15 protein-coding genes and 1 riboswitch are annotated in these 15,236 nt (G+C 73.0%); of the genes, 6 read left to right on the top strand and 9 right to left on the bottom strand.

All coding sequences use genetic code 11. The features are described from left to right. From V3T34_RS24750 to V3T34_RS24770, 5 genes are all read right to left on the bottom strand, one after another. Nucleotides 1-597, bottom strand: coding sequence for a Uma2 family endonuclease (locus V3T34_RS24750; protein ID WP_305077171.1), 597 nt, complete (start codon nt 595-597; stop codon nt 1-3). 207 nt (nt 598-804) lie between these two features. After that, on the bottom strand, nt 805-1,839 hold the full coding sequence (gene cobW, locus V3T34_RS24755; protein WP_305077172.1) for a cobalamin biosynthesis protein CobW: 1,035 nt from the start codon (nt 1,837-1,839) through the stop codon (nt 805-807). Then, nucleotides 1,836-2,228, bottom strand: a complete 393-nt coding sequence (locus V3T34_RS24760) for a DUF1636 family protein (RefSeq protein ID WP_244533492.1) — start codon at nt 2,226-2,228, stop codon at nt 1,836-1,838. Before V3T34_RS24760 ends, cobW begins: the two co-directional genes overlap by 4 nt. Continuing rightward, nucleotides 2,225-2,977, bottom strand: a complete 753-nt coding sequence (locus tag V3T34_RS24765; RefSeq protein WP_305077173.1) for a CbtA family protein — start codon at nt 2,975-2,977, stop codon at nt 2,225-2,227. The genes V3T34_RS24760 and V3T34_RS24765 overlap by 4 nt, the downstream gene beginning before the upstream one ends. Before the next feature lie 87 nt (nt 2,978-3,064). Next, nucleotides 3,065-3,241 carry a CbtB domain-containing protein gene (locus V3T34_RS24770; protein ID WP_305077174.1) on the bottom strand — a complete coding sequence of 59 codons (177 nt, stop codon included), beginning with the start codon at nt 3,239-3,241 and terminating at the stop codon, nt 3,065-3,067. Between the two features lie 31 nt (nt 3,242-3,272). Next, a riboswitch (cobalamin riboswitch) is annotated at nt 3,273-3,476 on the bottom strand. A 52-nt stretch (nt 3,477-3,528) separates the two neighbouring features. Here V3T34_RS24770 and cobU point away from each other — a divergent pair. The 3 genes from cobU (at nt 3,529) to V3T34_RS24785 (ending at nt 5,688) form a co-directional block, all read left to right on the top strand. Further along, nucleotides 3,529-4,110 (top strand): bifunctional adenosylcobinamide kinase/adenosylcobinamide-phosphate guanylyltransferase, encoded by a 582-nt coding sequence (gene cobU / locus V3T34_RS24775; protein WP_407942768.1) that lies wholly within the window; start codon nt 3,529-3,531, stop codon nt 4,108-4,110. Then, on the top strand, nt 4,107-4,712 hold the full coding sequence (cobO, locus tag V3T34_RS24780; protein ID WP_058620722.1) for a cob(I)yrinic acid a,c-diamide adenosyltransferase: 606 nt from the start codon (nt 4,107-4,109) through the stop codon (nt 4,710-4,712). Before cobU ends, cobO begins: the two co-directional genes overlap by 4 nt. 205 nt (nt 4,713-4,917) lie before the next feature. After that, the gene (locus V3T34_RS24785; RefSeq protein WP_305077176.1) at nt 4,918-5,688 is read left to right on the top strand and encodes a prephenate dehydrogenase; all 771 of its coding nucleotides are present in this window, start codon (nt 4,918-4,920) and stop codon (nt 5,686-5,688) included. Between the two features lie 61 nt (nt 5,689-5,749). Here V3T34_RS24785 and V3T34_RS24790 read toward each other — a convergent pair whose 3' ends face one another. From V3T34_RS24790 to serS, 4 genes are all read right to left on the bottom strand, one after another. After that, nucleotides 5,750-7,324: a peptidoglycan DD-metalloendopeptidase family protein gene (locus V3T34_RS24790; protein ID WP_305077177.1), complete on the bottom strand. Its 1,575-nt coding sequence runs from the start codon at nt 7,322-7,324 to the stop codon at nt 5,750-5,752. 155 nt (nt 7,325-7,479) lie between these two features. Then, entirely contained in the window at nt 7,480-8,184 is a 705-nt protein-coding gene (locus V3T34_RS24795) for a protein-L-isoaspartate O-methyltransferase family protein (RefSeq protein WP_407942769.1), read from the bottom strand. Further along, nucleotides 8,181-8,942 (bottom strand): 5'/3'-nucleotidase SurE, encoded by a 762-nt coding sequence (surE, locus tag V3T34_RS24800; RefSeq protein ID WP_060846546.1) that lies wholly within the window; start codon nt 8,940-8,942, stop codon nt 8,181-8,183. The genes V3T34_RS24795 and surE overlap by 4 nt, the downstream gene beginning before the upstream one ends. Then, a complete protein-coding gene (serS, locus tag V3T34_RS24805) occupies nt 8,942-10,258 on the bottom strand; it encodes a serine--tRNA ligase (RefSeq protein WP_305077178.1) in 1,317 nt (438 codons plus the stop codon). The genes surE and serS overlap by 1 nt, the downstream gene beginning before the upstream one ends. Nucleotides 10,259-10,673: 415 nt before the next feature. Here serS and argS point away from each other — a divergent pair, with 415 nt between their 5' ends. The 3 genes from argS (at nt 10,674) to nagZ (ending at nt 15,228) form a co-directional block, all read left to right on the top strand. Further along, nucleotides 10,674-12,431, top strand: a complete 1,758-nt coding sequence (argS, locus tag V3T34_RS24810; RefSeq protein ID WP_305077179.1) for an arginine--tRNA ligase — start codon at nt 10,674-10,676, stop codon at nt 12,429-12,431. A gap of 184 nt (nt 12,432-12,615) precedes the next feature. Further along, complete coding sequence (locus tag V3T34_RS24815; RefSeq protein ID WP_305077180.1) at nt 12,616-13,977, top strand: SPOR domain-containing protein; 1,362 nt, start codon at nt 12,616-12,618, stop codon at nt 13,975-13,977. Nucleotides 13,978-14,214: 237 nt separating this feature from the next. Next, nucleotides 14,215-15,228 (top strand): beta-N-acetylhexosaminidase, encoded by a 1,014-nt coding sequence (nagZ, locus tag V3T34_RS24820; RefSeq protein ID WP_060846542.1) that lies wholly within the window; start codon nt 14,215-14,217, stop codon nt 15,226-15,228. Nucleotides 15,229-15,236 lie beyond the last annotated feature (8 nt).

Raw genomic sequence — 15,236 nt, forward strand, 5'->3', positions numbered from 1 at the left:
CTAGTCCCCGGTCCCAGAGACGAGGCGGGGCCGCGCCGGGAAGGCGACGCCGTCATAGACGTCTGCCAGCGCCAGGGTCATGCCGAACTCGGGTAGATCGAACGTCCCGTCGAGCCCCGTCACGAAGCGACGCTTCCAGACCCCGTCCGCATCCCGGTGCCACAGGGCGATCTCGGGCGCGTTCGGCTCGACCAGCAGGATCGCCGCGAGGCTCGGCAGCGTCTTGTACTCTTCCAGCTTGCCGAACGCCTCGAAGTCTCGCGTGGAAGGCGGCAGCACCTCGACGACGAACCGCGGCTCGGCCGCGCTCAGCCCGTCCGGATCACGGGGCCCGCAATCGACGCCGAGATCGGGCCGGCGAATCTGGCCGGGCAGGGTCTCGATGCTGCCGTCGCCGGTGAAGGGCCGGCGCGGCGTGCCGCGCAGGCGCGTGCGGAACTCCGCCACGAGGTTGACGACGATGTCGTCGTGAACGTTGCGGGCGCCCGCCATCAGGCGCACCGGCACCCCCCCGACCAGCTCGTAGCGCTCGGGCTGCTGTTCCTGCCAGGAGAAGAAGTCCTGCACGCTCCAGGGCCGCGGCGCCGGCTCCGACATGGGATGGCCCTCCGGGGCTGGGGGTTTCGACAGTCGAGGTTCGGCCTCATCCCGACGCCATGGCGTCAGGCATCCCGCTTCGAAAGTAAAGCGCGGGTCCCTCCTCTCCCCGCGGGCGGGGAGAGGGGAGATCCGCGCTTCTTCCCGACACGGACGGCCTGTCGCAGGCCGCGAGACCTGGTACGCCGGAACTGGCGTACCGATCCCTCAGCCCTTCAGCGCCGCCGTCACCGCCGCCTTGTCGAAGCCGGTGAGCCCGATCACCACCAGCGTGCCGTCGCGGTGCTCGGCCGGGCGCCAGGGGCGGTCGTAATGATGGGCGATGCGGCGGCCGACGCCCTGGACGACGAGGCGCATCGGCTTGTCGGCGACGGCGCAGAAGCCCTTGATGCGCAGCACGCCCGCGACCTCGGCGGCCTTGGCGACCCGGGCGGCCAGATCCTCGGGCGAGCCGGCGGCCGCCACGGGGATCGCCACGCTCTCGAAGTCGTCGTGGTCGTGGTCCTCTTCCGTCTCGTGGTGCGAGGGGCGGGCGGCGAGGTCGTCCTCGGCCGCGGCGTTGAGGCCGAGCAGCACGCGGGGATCGAGAGCGCCGTGGGCGGTCTCGACGAGCTTGACGGCGCGCGGCAGGTGCGCCTCGACCTCGGCGCGGACGCGCGCCCGCTCGCCCTCGTCGAGGAGGTCGGACTTGTTCATCACCACGAGGTCGGCGCAGAGGAGCTGGTCCTCGAACACCTCCTCGAGCGGGTTCTCGTGGTCGACGCTGGCATCGGCCGCGCGCTGCTCGGCCAGTGCCTCCGGATCGTCCGCGAAGGCGCCGGACGCCACCGCCGGGCCGTCCACCACCGCCACCACGCCGTCCACCGTGACCCGCGAGCGGATCGCCGGCCAGTTGAAGGCCTGGACGAGGGGCTTGGGCAGGGCGAGGCCCGAGGTCTCGATCAGGATGTGCTCGGGCGGCTCGGGCCGGTCGAGGAGCTTGTTGAGCGCCGGAACGAAATCGTCCGCGACAGTGCAGCAGATGCAGCCGTTCGGCAGTTCCACCACCGCATCGGCGTCGCAGCCCGGGATGCCGCATTCGGCGAGAAGCGACCCGTCGAAGCCGACATCGCCGAACTCGTTGACGATGATGGCGAGCCGCCGGCCGTCGTTGTGCTCGATCGCGTGGCGCACGAGCGTCGTCTTGCCGGCGCCGAGGAAGCCCGTGACGATGGTGCAGGGGATCTTGTTGAGGATGGTCATGCGTTCACCGGCGCGGGAGGGATGCGGGCGACGACACCCTTGCGGAACTCCTGCGGACGCTCGCGCCAGGGCACGATGCCGTCCGGCGTCCCGGCATAGAGGCCGATGCCGTCGAGGATGACCTCGGCGGAGGCCGCCGGGTCGAGGTCGCCGTAGACGTAGGTCCAGCGGCCGGGGCTCGCGACCGCGACCGTGCAGGACCGCTTGCAGACCGAGAGGCACTCCACCGGCTCGATCGTCACCGGCGCGCCGGGCCGTGCGGCCAGCGCGGCGGCCAGCGCCTCGTGCAGGCGGGCCCCGGCGCGGGGGCCGTCGGCCGGGTCGGCCGCGTCGCGGCAGGTGGTGCAGACGTAGAGGACGCAGATATCGGGGGAGATGGGATCGCTCACGCCGCCACCCCGCCGCGGACGGAATCTCTCGTCCGTCCCGCCACCGCCCCCCAGGCCCAGCCGAAGGCGAGGCCGAGCACCGCCCAGAAGGTGAAGCCGATGGCGAGCGACCGGGCGGCGAACTGCGCCGCGAAGACCGGCGGCATGGCGGAGATCTCTTCCGGCCCGTGCGGCGCGCCCCAGACATGCGGCGCGACGAGGAGGGCGAGGCCGACCGCGATCGCCGCCGGGCCGCGGCGGATCGCGATCAGGTAGAGGCCGATACCCGTGGCGAGGGCGGTCGCCACCCACCAGAGCTGGCGCGATTCGAGGCCCGCCGCGGCGATGCCGGGCAGTTCCGGCGGCAACCCGATCGCGGGAGCCAGGCCGGCGGCCAGGAAGCCGCCGATGCCGAACTTGAGCGCTTCGCCCGGCGTCACGGTGCGGCCGGTCGCGACCAGGACGGCGCCGAGCAGCAAGGCGTAGCCGACGCCGCTCACCAGGGTGGCGAGCGCCGTGAAGGCGAGGCGCGGCAGGCCGGGGGCGGGCTGCCATTGCGGCTCGCCGCCATGGTCGTGTCCGGCATGGGCCAGCACGATCAGCGGGTTAGCGAAGGCCCTGCCGGCGAAGGCCGGCTCGGCGGTCTCGGCCGTCTCGTACTTCTCCGCCGCCAGGATCAGCGGCGAGGTGAGGGCGAATTGCAGCACGGACGCCACGCAGGCGGCCAGGAAGCCGGCGACCAGGGCCGCGGCGAGCAGTCGTTTCGTCATCGAGGGATCACCTGCACGACCAACGGGAAACGGGCCCGCTCCCCGTGAAGGGCGCAGGCCGCGCAGCCGCGTTCGGTCAAGCCCTGGTCAGTGGCAGGGGAAGTTGGCGGAGTGGCGCCAGTCGTGCGCGGCGTTGTGCAGGGCGACCACGGGCGCGAAGCCCGAGACGAACAGCAGGCCGACGCCGAGGGTGGCGGCCAGGAGCACGGCGCTCAGGCGCTCGCCGACCAGGTCGGGGGAGAGGGTACGGGTGATCGCGACCATGACGAAGCTCCTGCCGCCCCACCGGCGGCGTCGAGATGAAAGGATGACGGCAGGTCTCCTGGCTCGCGGGCTCTCAACACCGGCCCACCGCCTTCCCGGATCGCTCCAGTGGCCGATGGCGGGCCGTAATCGTCCGCTCACAGTTGCGGGGGCAGCCGCGGCAGGCCGAGACGATCCCGGTTTCCGCGTTCCCTTTTCACCTCGTGATCGAGGCACCGTCTCCTCGACCCTAGCCGCTCGCCTGCGGGCTTGCAATCGCCGCGCCGTGCCCCGACACCCCCAATTCGATGGATTTCCACCCGACCCCCGCGCCCGAGGAGAGTTCCGTGCCGGACGAGACCCGCGCCGCGCCGCGCCTGACCCTGGTGCTGGGCGGTGCCCGCTCGGGCAAGAGCGCCCATGCCGAGGGGCTGGTCTCGGCGCAGGCCGGCCCCTGGCTCTACGTCGCGACGGCGCAAGGGTGGGACGACGAGATGCGAGAGCGCATCGCCCTCCACCGCGCCCGCCGGCCGCCGCCCTGGGAGACCGTGGATGCGCCCCGCGACCTCGCCGGGGCGATCCGCCGGGCGCCGCCGGGCCGGCCGGTGCTGGTCGACTGCCTGACGCTGTGGCTCACCAACGCGATGCTGGACGAGGAGGCCGACCTCGCCGCCGAGGTCGCGGACCTGCTCGCGGCCTGCGCCGCGGCGCCCGGGCCCCTGGTGCTGGTCTCGAACGAGGTCGGGTTCGGCATCGTGCCCGAGAACGCGCTCGCCCGCCGGTTCCGCGACGAGGCCGGCCGCCTGCACCAGCGCTTGGGCGCGCTCGCCGACCGGGTGGTGCTGGTGGTGGCGGGCCTACCCATGACGATCAAGGGAGAGACACGATGAGCGACGACGAGGCGGCGCGCCACCGCGCCAAGATGGAGAAGCGCAAGGCGGTCCAGGACGCCGAGGTGGCGGGTAAGACGATCGAGAAGGGGCTGCTCATCGTCCATACCGGCCCCGGCAAGGGCAAGTCGACCGCGGCCTTCGGGCTGATGCTGCGGGCGCTCGGCCGCGGCTGGCGGGTCGGGGTGGTGCAGTACATCAAGGGCGCCTGGGAGACCGGCGAGCGCTTCGCCCTCGACCGCTTCGCCGACCAGGTCGAGTGGCACACGATGGGGGAGGGCTTCACCTGGGAGACGCAGGACCGCGACCGCGACGTCGCGGCCGCCCGCGCCGCCTGGGCGAGGACCGAGGCGCTGATGGCCGATCCGGCGATCCGGCTCCTCGTCCTCGACGAGCTCAACATCGCGCTGCGCTACGACTACCTGCCGCTCGCCGAGGTGGTGGAGGCACTGAGCCGGCGCAGGCCCGACCTGCACGTCGTGGTCACCGGCCGCAACGCCAAGCCGGAGCTGATCGCCGCCGCCGACCTCGTGACCGAGATGGCGGTCGTCAAGCATCACTTCGCCGCCGGGGTGAAGGCGCAGGAGGGGATCGAGTTCTAACTGAATGGGGCCGATTGACGGTGCCGGCCGGCTGAGGCTACAGGCTCGGCCATGACCAGCGCCCTCCCGACCGGACTCTATCCCGCGCCGCATCCTTAAGCGGCGGAGTGCTCGTCATCTCTCAACCGCTGCGACGTGTCGGCGGTTGAGGCTTTTTCCCGAAAGTTCCAGGCCCGCCGACCTCGCCCACCGCCGAGGTCTCCCCGTGCCGTTTCCCCTCGACACCCCCGTTTCGGTCGGCCTGATCGGCTTCGGCGCCTTCGGCCGCCTCGTCGCCGCGCATCTGGAGCCGCACGCCGACCTGTGCGTCCACGACCCGTTCGTGCCCTCGGGCGTGATCGCGGAGGCCGGCGCCGCGCCCGCCATGCTCGCCGAGGCCGCCGCCTGCCCGGTGGTGATCCTGGCCACCCCCGTCTCGACCCTCGCCGCGGTGGTGGAGGGCATGACCCCGCACCTGCGGCCGGGTGCCCTCGTCCTCGATGTCGGCTCGGTGAAGGTGCGCCCGGCCGAGATCATGCGGGCGGGACTGCCGAAAGACGTCGACATCGTCGCCACCCACCCGCTCTTCGGGCCGCAGAGCGCGCGCGACGGCCTGCGCGGGCTCAAGATCGCGGTCTGCCCGGTGCGGGGCGAGCGGGCGCGCCGTGTCGGCGCGTTCCTGCGCCGCGCCCTCGGCCTCACTGTGATCCTGACCACGCCCGAGGCGCATGACCGCGAGGCGGCGGCGGTGCAGGGCCTGACCCATCTCATCGCCAAGGTGCTGGTGGCGATGGAGCCGCTGCCGACCCGGATGACGACCCGCAGCTTCGACCTGGTGATGCAGGCGGTCGGGATGGTCCGGCACGACGCCCCGGAGGTCTACCACGCGATCGAGCGCGAGAACCCGTTCTCGGCCGAGGTGCGGCGGCGGTTCTTCGACCTGGCGGCGGGAATGAATGCGGAACTCGGCGAGGGAGACTCCCGCCTCGAGGCATGAGCCGCCGACGCGAAAAAGCGGGACGCTCGCGCGCCCCGCTCCCGTCTCGCTCGATCGACGTTCAGTTGCTCGCGAGGTGCGGCATCGGGTCGACCGGGGTCGCGCCCTTGCGGATCTCGAAGTGCAGCTGCGGCGAGGTCACGTTGCCGGACGCGCCGGACTTCGCGATGGTCTGGCCGCGCTTCACCTTCTCGCCCGGCCGCACGTCGATCTCGCCGTTATGGGCGTAGGCCGAGACGTAGCCGTTGGAGTGGCGCACCAGGACGAGCTTGCCGTAGCCCTTCACGTCGCTGCCGGCATAGGCCACGGTGCCCTCCTCGGCGGCCTTGACCGGGGTGCCTTCCGGCACCGCGATGTTGATGCCCTCGTTGCCGCTCGAGCCGTAGCCGTTGATCACCCGGCCGCGGGCCGGCCAGCGGAAGGTCGATTGCGGCTCGGGCGCAGCCGGGGCGACCGCGGGCGCCGGCGCGGGCTCGGGCGCCTTCTCGGGCAGGGCCGCGACCTTCACGGGCTTGGCCGGCTCCGGCTTCGGCTCCGGCTTCGCCTCGGCGACCTTCTTCGGCTCGGGCTTCTTCACCTCGGCCTTGGCCTCGACCAGCTTCGGCTCGGGCTTCTTGGCCTCGACCTTCGCCTCGACCTGCCTGGCCTCGACCTTCTTGGGCTCGGGCTTGTGCAGCTCGGCGACCTTCTTCACCTCGGGCTTCGCCTTCTCGGCGACCTTCTCGGGCTTGTGCTCGGCCTTCGGCTCCGGCTTCCGGGCCTCGACCTTGACGGCCTTCGGCTTGGCGGCGGTCCTGTCGTCCTCGTCGTCATCCTGCTGGCGCGCGGCGACCTTGGCGGCGGCCTTCGCCTGCGCCTTGACGGCGACCCGCTCCTCTTCCTCGCGCGGCTCGGGCTTGCGCAGGTTGAGCTTGGCGGCGCGCTCGGCGGCGGCCGCGGGCACCGGCTTCGCCTCGGCCTGGCCGGGGCGGACGGGGGCCTTGCGGGCGGGCTCCGGCTCGCGGCGCGGGGGCTCGGCCCGGACAGGCTCGGGACGGGGCGCGACCTCGGCCACCCGGCGCACCGGCTCGGGGGCGCGGGTCTCGACCGGGCGGGCCTCGGCGACCTGCACCCGCGGGGCGGGCGGCACCGTGCGGGCGCTCATCGCCGGCACGCCGCCGGCATGGTAGACCGGGATCACGATCTGGCGACCGGCGGTGACCTGCGCGGCGCTCGACAGGCCGTTGGCCTGGAGGATCGCGGCGGACGGGACGCCGAAGCGGGTCGACATCTGGTTCAGGCTGTCGTTGGCGCCGACCGTGATGGTGGTGCCGCCGGCGGCCGACCAGCCGGCCGGGCCGCCGGTCACCGGCGCGGTGGCGGCGACGCGGGGCGTCAGCACCGGGGCGGCGGCGAGCGGCCGGCTCGTGACCGGCGGGGCCAGCGGCGCGGCGAGCGGCCGCGACTGGATCGGCGCCGAGCGCACCGGCGCCGTCAGCGCCTCACCCTCGGGCAGGCTGCCGGTGGCCCCGGGTTCCCCGCTGGCGCTCGATGAGAACGGGTTCGAGAACGGATCGAGCCGCACCGCATCGGTGCTGCAGGCCGCCGTGGCGCCCCCGATCAGCCCGATGAGGGCGAAGCGCGACAGTGTCCGCATCCCCTTGCCTGTCCCGCGATCCCGCATCGACGCACCCGTACATCCACGCAACCCTATGACCGGGATTCAAACAGGATTCAGGTTAAGCTTCCGTTGCGGGGCGGTGTTTCGGGCTCATCAAGCGGGGCGGCGGCGGGAACGGACGCGGCTGCGCGTCAGAGCGCCGCCGCGAGGCCGGGCGTCAGCGGGCCGATGCGCAACGGCGTCTCGCGCACCTGCCGCCACGGGCCGTCGGCCTCCTGGGCGATGGCGACGAGCCGCGGCCCCGCCGGCGTGGTGAGGGCGCCGACGAGGCGCCCGCCGGGGTTCAGCCGCGCCAGCAGTCCCTCGGGCAGGTCGCGCAGCGTGCCGTTGACGAGGATCCGGTCGAACCCGCCGGCCTCGTCCGGCGGCGCGTATCCGTCGGCCAGCGCCACCATCGCGGCGTCGAAGCCGAGCGCGTCGAGGCGCGAGCGGGCGTTGCGGGCGAGCGTCGCGTAGCGCTCCAGGCTGACCACCTCGGCGGCGCCGAGGCGCAGCAGCAGGGCGGTGGCGTAGCCCGAGCCGGTGCCGATCTCGAGCACCCGGGCCCCCTGCGGGGTGAGCGCCGCCAGCATCGTGGCGATGACGCTCGGCGCCGTCATGGTCTGGCCGCAGGGAAGCGGCAGCGCGAGGTCGCGGCGGGCGAGGTCGCGGAAGGCCAGGGGGGCGAAGGCCTCCCGCGGCACCCGTTCCATCGCGCCGAGCACCGCGGCGTCGCGCACGCCGCGGGCCCTGAGACCCAGCACGAAGGCCGCGGTCTCGACCGCGCCGGCAGAGGCCTCGCCCGGCTCCCTGACCGATTCCGTCCCGGGTTCGCCGTCCGGCGGCCCGGCGCTCACGCGAGGGCCTGGGCGTAGCGCGTCAGCGTCGGCTCGTCGGTGAGGTCGAGGCGCAGCGGCGTCACCGAGATGAATCCGTCGGCGATCGCCTTCAGGTCGGTGCCGTGGCCCGGCTCGAACCGCGCCTTGGCGAAGGCGAGCCAGAAATACGGGTTGCCGCGCCCGTCCATCCGCGCGTCGATCGAGAGCAGCGCCTGGTTGCGCACGCCCTGTGCCGCCACCGCGAGGCCCTTGACGTCGTCGGGCTCGCAATCGGGAAAGTTGACGTTGACCAGGATGCCGGGCTCGATCCCGACGTCGAGGATGCGCCGGACCGTCGCGGCGCCGTGCTGGGCGGCGGTGTGCCACTTCACGTTGGCCCGCCCGCCGATGCCGTAGGCCTGGCTCAGCGCGATCGCCTTCACGCCGAGGATCGTCGCCTCCATGGCGCCCGCGATGGTGCCCGAGTAGGTCACGTCCTCGGCGACGTTCTGACCGCGGTTGACGCCGGACAGCACCAGGTCGGGCCCGTGGTCCTTCAGGATGTGGCGGATGCCCATGATGATGCAGTCGGAGGGCGTGCCCTTCACCGCGAAGCGCTTCTCGCCGGCCTGGCGCAGGCGTAAGGGATCGTTGAGCGAGAGCGAGTGCGACACGCCGCTCTGGTCGGTCTCGGGCGCGACCACCCAGACGTCGTCCGAGAGCTGCCCGGCGATCTCCTCCAGGCAGCGCAGGCCCGGCGCGTGGATGCCGTCGTCGTTGGTGACGAGAATGCGCATCACCGATGTCCTTCGATGCGGTTGAGGCCGCCCATGTAGGGCGCGAGGGCCGACGGGATGGTGATGCTGCCGTCGGGGTTCTGGTAATTCTCCATCACGGCGATGAGCGCGCGGCCGACCGCGACGCCCGAGCCGTTGAGGGTGTGGACGTAAGCCACGCCCTTGCCCTCCTTGGGGCGGTAGCGCGCCTCCATCCGGCGGGCCTGGAAGTCGCCGCAGACCGAGCAGGACGAGATCTCGCGATAGGTCTTCTGGCCCGGCAGCCAGGCCTCGATGTCGTAGGTCTTGGCGGCGGCGAAGCCCATGTCGCCGGTGCAGAGCGTGACGACCCGAAAAGGAATGTCGAGACGCTTCAGCACGGCCTCGGCGCAGGCCAGCATCCGCTCGTGCTCCTCGGTCGAGCGCTCGGGCGCGGTGACCGAGACGAGCTCGACCTTGCTGAACTGGTGCTGGCGCAGCATGCCGCGGGTGTCGCGCCCCGCCGCCCCGGCTTCGGCCCGGAAGCAGGGGGTCAGCGCGGTGAAGCGGAGCGGCAGCTCGTCCTCGGCGAGGATCGCTTCGCGCACGAGGTTGGTGAGCGGCACCTCGGCGGTCGGGATCAGCCAGCGGTTCGGCGCGCCGCTCTCCTGGGCGATCTCGGGAGAGCCCTGGATCGCCGCGAACTGGTCGTCGCGGAACTTCGGCAGCTGGGCGGTGCCGAACATCGCCTCGTCGCGCACGAGCAACGGCGGCACCACCTCGGTGTAGCCGTGCTCGCCGGTGTGCAGGTCGAGCATGAACTGGCCGAGCGCCCGCTCCAGCCGGGCGATCTGGCCCTTCAGCACCACGAAGCGCGAGCCGGAGAGCTTCGCCGCGGTCTCGAAGTCCATCAGGCCCATGGCCTCGCCGAGCTCGAAATGCTGGCGGCCTTCTTGCGCGAGGCCGCGGCCCTCGAACCGGCTCTTCTCGACGTTGTCGTGCTCGTCGCGGCCCTCCGGCACGTCGGCGCCCGGGAGGTTGGGAATCGCCGCCAGGCGCTCGGCGAGCGCCTTGCCCGCCGCGTCGGCGGCGGCGTCGAGGCCCGGCGCCTCCTCCTTGAGGCGGGCGACCTCGGCCATCAGCTCTTGGGCGCGGGCCTCGTCCTTCGCCTTCTTGGCCGCGCCGATCTCCTTCGACAGGGCGTTGCGCTTCTCCTGGGCCCCCTGCGCCGCCGAGATCGCCGCCTTGCGCGCGTCGTCGAGGCCGATCAGGGCGGTGGAGAGCGGCTCCAGCCCGCGGCGCGCCAGTCCCTTGTCGAAGGCGGCCGGGTTGTCGCGGATGGCCCGGATGTCGTGCATGGCGCGGTCCGAATCGTTTGTCTCAGAGGGCCGGAGAGTCCGGCGATGACGCTCGGACGCTTTGCAGCATCGGCTCCGCGGCGACAAGGGAGAGAACGGGGATGTTCGGCTGGCCTCGCGAGTGGCTGCCGCTCGTTTCTGAAATCCAAATCGTTGAAAAGGCAGGCGCTTTCCCCTCCCCCTTGTGGGGAGGGGGTAGGGGTGGGGCCGGAAGAGACGTCGCGGTGCCTCCTGCACCACCCCCACCCCCAGCCCCTCCCCACAAGGGGGAGGGGAAGTGGCTTACCTTCATATCGACGAGGTGGTCTCCACTGGCTCCGCTTGCCGCCGCCCGCCCCGGCGTGAGAAGAGCCCCCCGTGCAGGCTGAGGCCCCTTCGTCCCGGCCGGCCCGAACTTTGCAGAACTGGTCAACGCATGAACATCTTCGCCGCCTTCGAGGCCCGCATCGGCGAGGCGCTCGAGACGCTCACCCGCGCCGGCACCCTGCCGGAGGGGCTGGACCGCGCCCGCGTGGTGGTCGAGCCGCCGCGCGATCCGAGCCACGGCGACCTCGCCACCAACGCCGCCCTGGTACTGGCCAAGGAGGCCCGCACCAACCCGAAGGCGCTCGCCGAGGCGCTGGCCGCCGACCTGCGCACCGATCCCCGCGTGACGGAAGCCAGCGTCGCCGGGCCGGGCTTCATCAACCTGCGGCTCGACCCCGCGCTCTACGGCGAGGTGGTGCGGGCGGCGCTCCGCGACGGCGACGCCTACGGCCGCGGCGCCAAGGTGCCGGGCGGGGTCAACGTCGAGTACGTCTCGGCCAACCCGACCGGGCCGATGCATGTCGGCCACGGCCGCGGCGCGGTGTTCGGCGACGCGCTGGCGAACCTCCTCGTCGCCGCCGGCCGCGACGTGACCCGCGAGTACTACATCAACGATGCCGGCGCCCAGGTCGACGTGCTCGCCCGCTCGGCCTTCCTGCGCTACCGCGAAGCACTCGGCGAGACGGTGACGATCCCGGACGGCCTCTATCCGGGCGACTACCTCGTGCCGGTCGGCGAGGCGCTGAAGGCCGAGTACGGCGAGACGCTGCGCGACAAGCCCGAATCCGAGTGGCTGCCGCTGGTGCGCGACTTCGCCATCGACCGGATGATGGACCGGATCCGCGAGGACCTGGCGGCCATCGGCATCCACCACGACGTGTTCTTCTCCGAGCGCACGCTCCAGGGCGGGGGCAACGGCGGCGCCGTGGCGGCGCTGATCGCCGACCTGCGCGAGAAGGGCCTCGTCTACGAGGGCCGCCTGCCTCCGCCGAAGGGCCAGCTGCCCGAGGATTGGGAGGACCGCGAGCAGACGCTGTTTCGTGCCACCGCCTTCGGCGACGACATCGACCGGCCGCTCCTGAAATCCGACGGCAGCTTCACCTACTTCGCCTCGGACATCGCCTATCACCGCTCCAAGGTCGAGCGCGGCGCCGTCGAGCTGATCGACGTGCTCGGCGCCGACCATGGCGGCTACGTCAAGCGCATGCAGGCGGCCGTGAAGGCGGTCTCGGACGGACGCGCGGCGCTCGACGTCAAGCTGTGCCAGCTCGTGCGCCTGCTGCGCGGTGGCGAGCCGGTGAAGATGTCGAAGCGGGCGGGCGAGTTCGTCACCCTGCGCGAGGTGATCGACGAGGTCGGCCGCGACCCCGTGCGGTTCATGATGCTGTACCGGAAGAACGACGCCACCCTCGATTTCGACCTCGCCAAGGTGGTCGAGCAGTCGAAGGACAATCCGGTCTTCTACGTCCAGTACGCGCATGCCCGCGCCGCCTCGGTGTTCCGCCAGGCCCGCGAGGCCTTTCCCGACCTCGACCTCTCGCCGGCCGCGCTGGCGCGGGCCGACCTGTCGGGCCTGACCGATTCGGGCGAGCTCGACATGATGCGCCTGATCGCCCAGGTGCCCCGGGTGATCGAGGCGGCCGCCGCCGCCCACGAGCCGCATCGCCTCGCCTTCCACCTCTACGAGCTGGCCAGCGCGTTCCATAGTTTCTGGAACAAGGGCAAAGACTTGCCGCAATTACGGTTTGTTAATCAAACCGACAGAAAGTCCACGGAGGCGAGGCTGGCCCTCGTCGCCGCCCTCAAGGGCGTGGTCGCGTCCAATCTCGGGATCCTCGGCGTCGGTGCACCCGACGAGATGCGCTGAGGCTCGGCGCCGGGATCGGCGCGCGACCGGACGCCGCGGGAGGCGCGAAGGCGCGTGCCGCGGCGGGACGCGAGCGATGGGATCTGCCGGCCGCCCTCCCCATATCGGGGTGGGCGGCCGATGTCGCCGAGCCGGCCTGACAACAGCCGCGAGGTGACGCGAGGGCGAACAGGATGGTGCTGCCATGACGTCGAATGCTTCCCGGGTTCCCGTCGATTACGACGGCTTCGAGCACGATCGGCAGCCGGCTCCCGCCCAGACGGGTGCGCGGCCCGACCCGCTCGCCGAGCTCGCCCGCATCGTCGGCCAGGACGATCCGTTCCGCGCGCTGCTGGAGGCCAAGGAAGCCAAGGAGGCGACCCGCGCCGCGGAAAGCCGTGGCCGCGTCGAGCCGGTGATGCCGAACTACGGCGAGGCGGGCTTCTCCGCGCCCGACGGCGCCCTCGCCCCCGGCCGCTCCGAGCCCACGATGGGGGGGCCGTCGCATCCTCCGGCCGGCGCCTTCAACCAGTATCTCGCGGCGTCCGAGCACGAGGCCGTCGCCGATCCGGCCACGATGGCCGTCGAGGCGGAGCCCGGTCTCGCCGCCGAGCCGCGGCCCCGCGGCCGCCGGCGCATCGCCCTGGTGGGCACCGCGCTCGGCATCGTCGCCGCGTCGATCGGCGGCGCCCTGACCTGGAAGGCGTTCCACCACGGCCGTTCCGGCGCACCGATCCTGGTCATGGCCGACCAGGCGCCGCTCAAGGTCGCGCCGCAGAATGCCGGCGGCGTCGAGATCCCCGATCAGAACAAGCAGATCTACGAGCGCGGCCCGATCGCCAAGGACGGGCAGATCCGCATCGTCAACCGCGAGGAGCAGCCCCTCGACGTGAAGCAGGCGGCCCGCGCCCTCGTGGCCGAAGCCGGCCCCGCCGCCTCGCCCGCCACCCCCGGCAACGCGCTCACCGAATCCCTCGGCGAGCCGCGCCGGGTGCGCACCGTCTCGGTGCGGCCCGAGCCGTCGCCGGCCGAGGCGCAGCGCGCCGCGCAGGAAGCCCAGCAGAAGGCCGCGCAGGCGCAAGGCGCCGCCGCGTCGCCGATTCCGACCATGACCCTGCCGACCGAGGCGACCGGCTCGACGCCGGCCGCGGCGCCGGTCACGCCGCGCAGCAGCGCCCGGGTCGTGCCGATCGCGCCCCAGACCCCGGCGGCCGCGGCGGAGACCCCGGCGCCCGAGACCCCGGTGCAGAGGCCGCCCCAGCGCGTCGCCTCCGCCGAGCCGCCGGTCACCACCCAGGCGGTGCCGACGCCGCAGGCGCCGGTCGGCGGCTTCTCGGTGCAGCTCTCGGTGCGCGCCACCGAGAAGGAGGCCGAGGTCGCGTTCAAGCAGGCCCGCGAGCGCTACGCCGCCGTCCTCGGCAACCAGTCGCCGCTGATCCGCCAGGCCGAGGTCAACGGCAAGTCGATCTACCGCGTCCGCGTCGGGCCGATGTCAAAGGAGAGCGCCGACGGCCTGTGCGGCAAGCTCAAGTCGGCCGGCGCGGCCTGCTTCGTGGCCAAGAACTAGTTTTCTCGGCCACCGGGTTTCTTGTTCGCCCGAGCCGGACTCCGTCGAAGCGAGGCCGCCTCGCCTCCGTCGGGCTTCCGGAAGCCCTGCCGCTGTGGCGCTGTGCCGACAGCCCCGCACCGGTCAGGCGCGCTAGAAACCGACCCCTCGAATCTGCCGGTCCGCCCGTCGGCGTCCATGCGCCGGGGCGGGGTGGCGTCCCCGTTCCAGCCCCCGAACCGACGAGAGTCGCCGTCGATGACGAGCCTTGCCCTGATCCTCGGCTGCGCCGGCCCGGTCCTGAGCGCCGACGAGGCCGCCTTCTTCCGCGCGGCGCAGCCCTGGGGCTTCATCCTGTTCAAGCGCAACATTGAGAGCCCTGAGCAGGTCCGCGCCCTCACGGAGGCGCTTCGCGAGACCGTCGGCCGGGCCGACGCCCCGGTCCTGATCGACCAGGAAGGCGGGCGGGTGCAGCGCATGACCCGGCCGCACTGGAACGCCTATCCGGCCGGCCGGACCTACCTGCGCGCCGGCGGACCCGAGAACGGCCCGGCGCTCGCGCATCTCGGCGCCCGCCTGATGGCGCACGACCTCGCGGCGGTCGGCATCAACGTCGATTGCGCCCCCGTGCTCGACGTGCCGGTGCCGGGCGCCCACGACGTCATCGGCGACCGGGCCTACGGCACCGAGCCGGGCGTGGTGGCGGCCTTCGGCCGCGCGGTGGCCGAGGGCCTGATGGCCGGCGGCGTGCTGCCGGTGATGAAGCACGTGCCCGGCCACGGCCGCGCCGGCGCCGACAGCCACCACGCCCTGCCGGTGGTCGAGGCGAGCCTGGCCGAGCTCGACGCGCACGACTTCCAGCCGTTCCGGGCGCTCGCCGACCTGCCGATGGCGATGTCGGCCCACGTCGTGTTCCGCGCCCTCGACCCGGAGAACCCCGCGACCACCTCCGCGACGGTGATCCGCGAGATCGTGCGCGGTCGCATCGGGTTCGACGGTCTGCTGATGACCGACGACCTGTCGATGAACGCGCTCGCCGGCGGCTTTCGCGACCGCGCCGCCGCCGCCTTCCGGGCCGGCTGCGACGTCGGCCTGCACTGCAACGGCGTCCGGGCCGAGATGGAGGAGGTCGTGGCCGCAGCCCCGGTCCTCGCCGGCGAGGCCCTGCGCCGGGCCGAGGCCGCCCTGGCGCGGCTCACCCCCGACACGGCGTCCTTCGACCCCGCCGAGGCCCGCGCCCGCCTCGATGCCGGGCTCGCCGCCGCGGCCTGACGGGACGC

It is taken from the genome of Methylobacterium ajmalii, assembly GCF_036448855.1.
In the GTDB taxonomy this organism is placed as follows: domain Bacteria; phylum Pseudomonadota; class Alphaproteobacteria; order Rhizobiales; family Beijerinckiaceae; genus Methylobacterium; species Methylobacterium ajmalii.

Excerpts from the sequence above, each read along its gene's own strand:
- V3T34_RS24750 (WP_305077171.1), bottom strand. The coding sequence starts at position 597 with ATGTCGGAGCCGGCGCCGCGGCCCTGGAGCGTGCAGGACTTCTTCTCC.
- cobW (WP_305077172.1), bottom strand. The coding sequence starts at position 1,839 with ATGACCATCCTCAACAAGATCCCCTGCACCATCGTCACGGGCTTCCTC.
- V3T34_RS24765 (WP_305077173.1), bottom strand. The coding sequence starts at position 2,977 with ATGACGAAACGACTGCTCGCCGCGGCCCTGGTCGCCGGCTTCCTGGCC.
- V3T34_RS24770 (WP_305077174.1), bottom strand. The coding sequence starts at position 3,241 with ATGGTCGCGATCACCCGTACCCTCTCCCCCGACCTGGTCGGCGAGCGC.
- cobU (WP_407942768.1), top strand. The coding sequence starts at position 3,529 with ATGGATTTCCACCCGACCCCCGCGCCCGAGGAGAGTTCCGTGCCGGAC.
- cobO (WP_058620722.1), top strand. The coding sequence starts at position 4,107 with ATGAGCGACGACGAGGCGGCGCGCCACCGCGCCAAGATGGAGAAGCGC.
- V3T34_RS24790 (WP_305077177.1), bottom strand. The coding sequence starts at position 7,324 with ATGCGGACACTGTCGCGCTTCGCCCTCATCGGGCTGATCGGGGGCGCC.
- surE (WP_060846546.1), bottom strand. The coding sequence starts at position 8,942 with ATGCGCATTCTCGTCACCAACGACGACGGCATCCACGCGCCGGGCCTG.
- serS (WP_305077178.1), bottom strand. The coding sequence starts at position 10,258 with ATGCACGACATCCGGGCCATCCGCGACAACCCGGCCGCCTTCGACAAG.
- argS (WP_305077179.1), top strand. The coding sequence starts at position 10,674 with ATGAACATCTTCGCCGCCTTCGAGGCCCGCATCGGCGAGGCGCTCGAG.
- V3T34_RS24815 (WP_305077180.1), top strand. The coding sequence starts at position 12,616 with ATGACGTCGAATGCTTCCCGGGTTCCCGTCGATTACGACGGCTTCGAG.
- nagZ (WP_060846542.1), top strand. The coding sequence starts at position 14,215 with ATGACGAGCCTTGCCCTGATCCTCGGCTGCGCCGGCCCGGTCCTGAGC.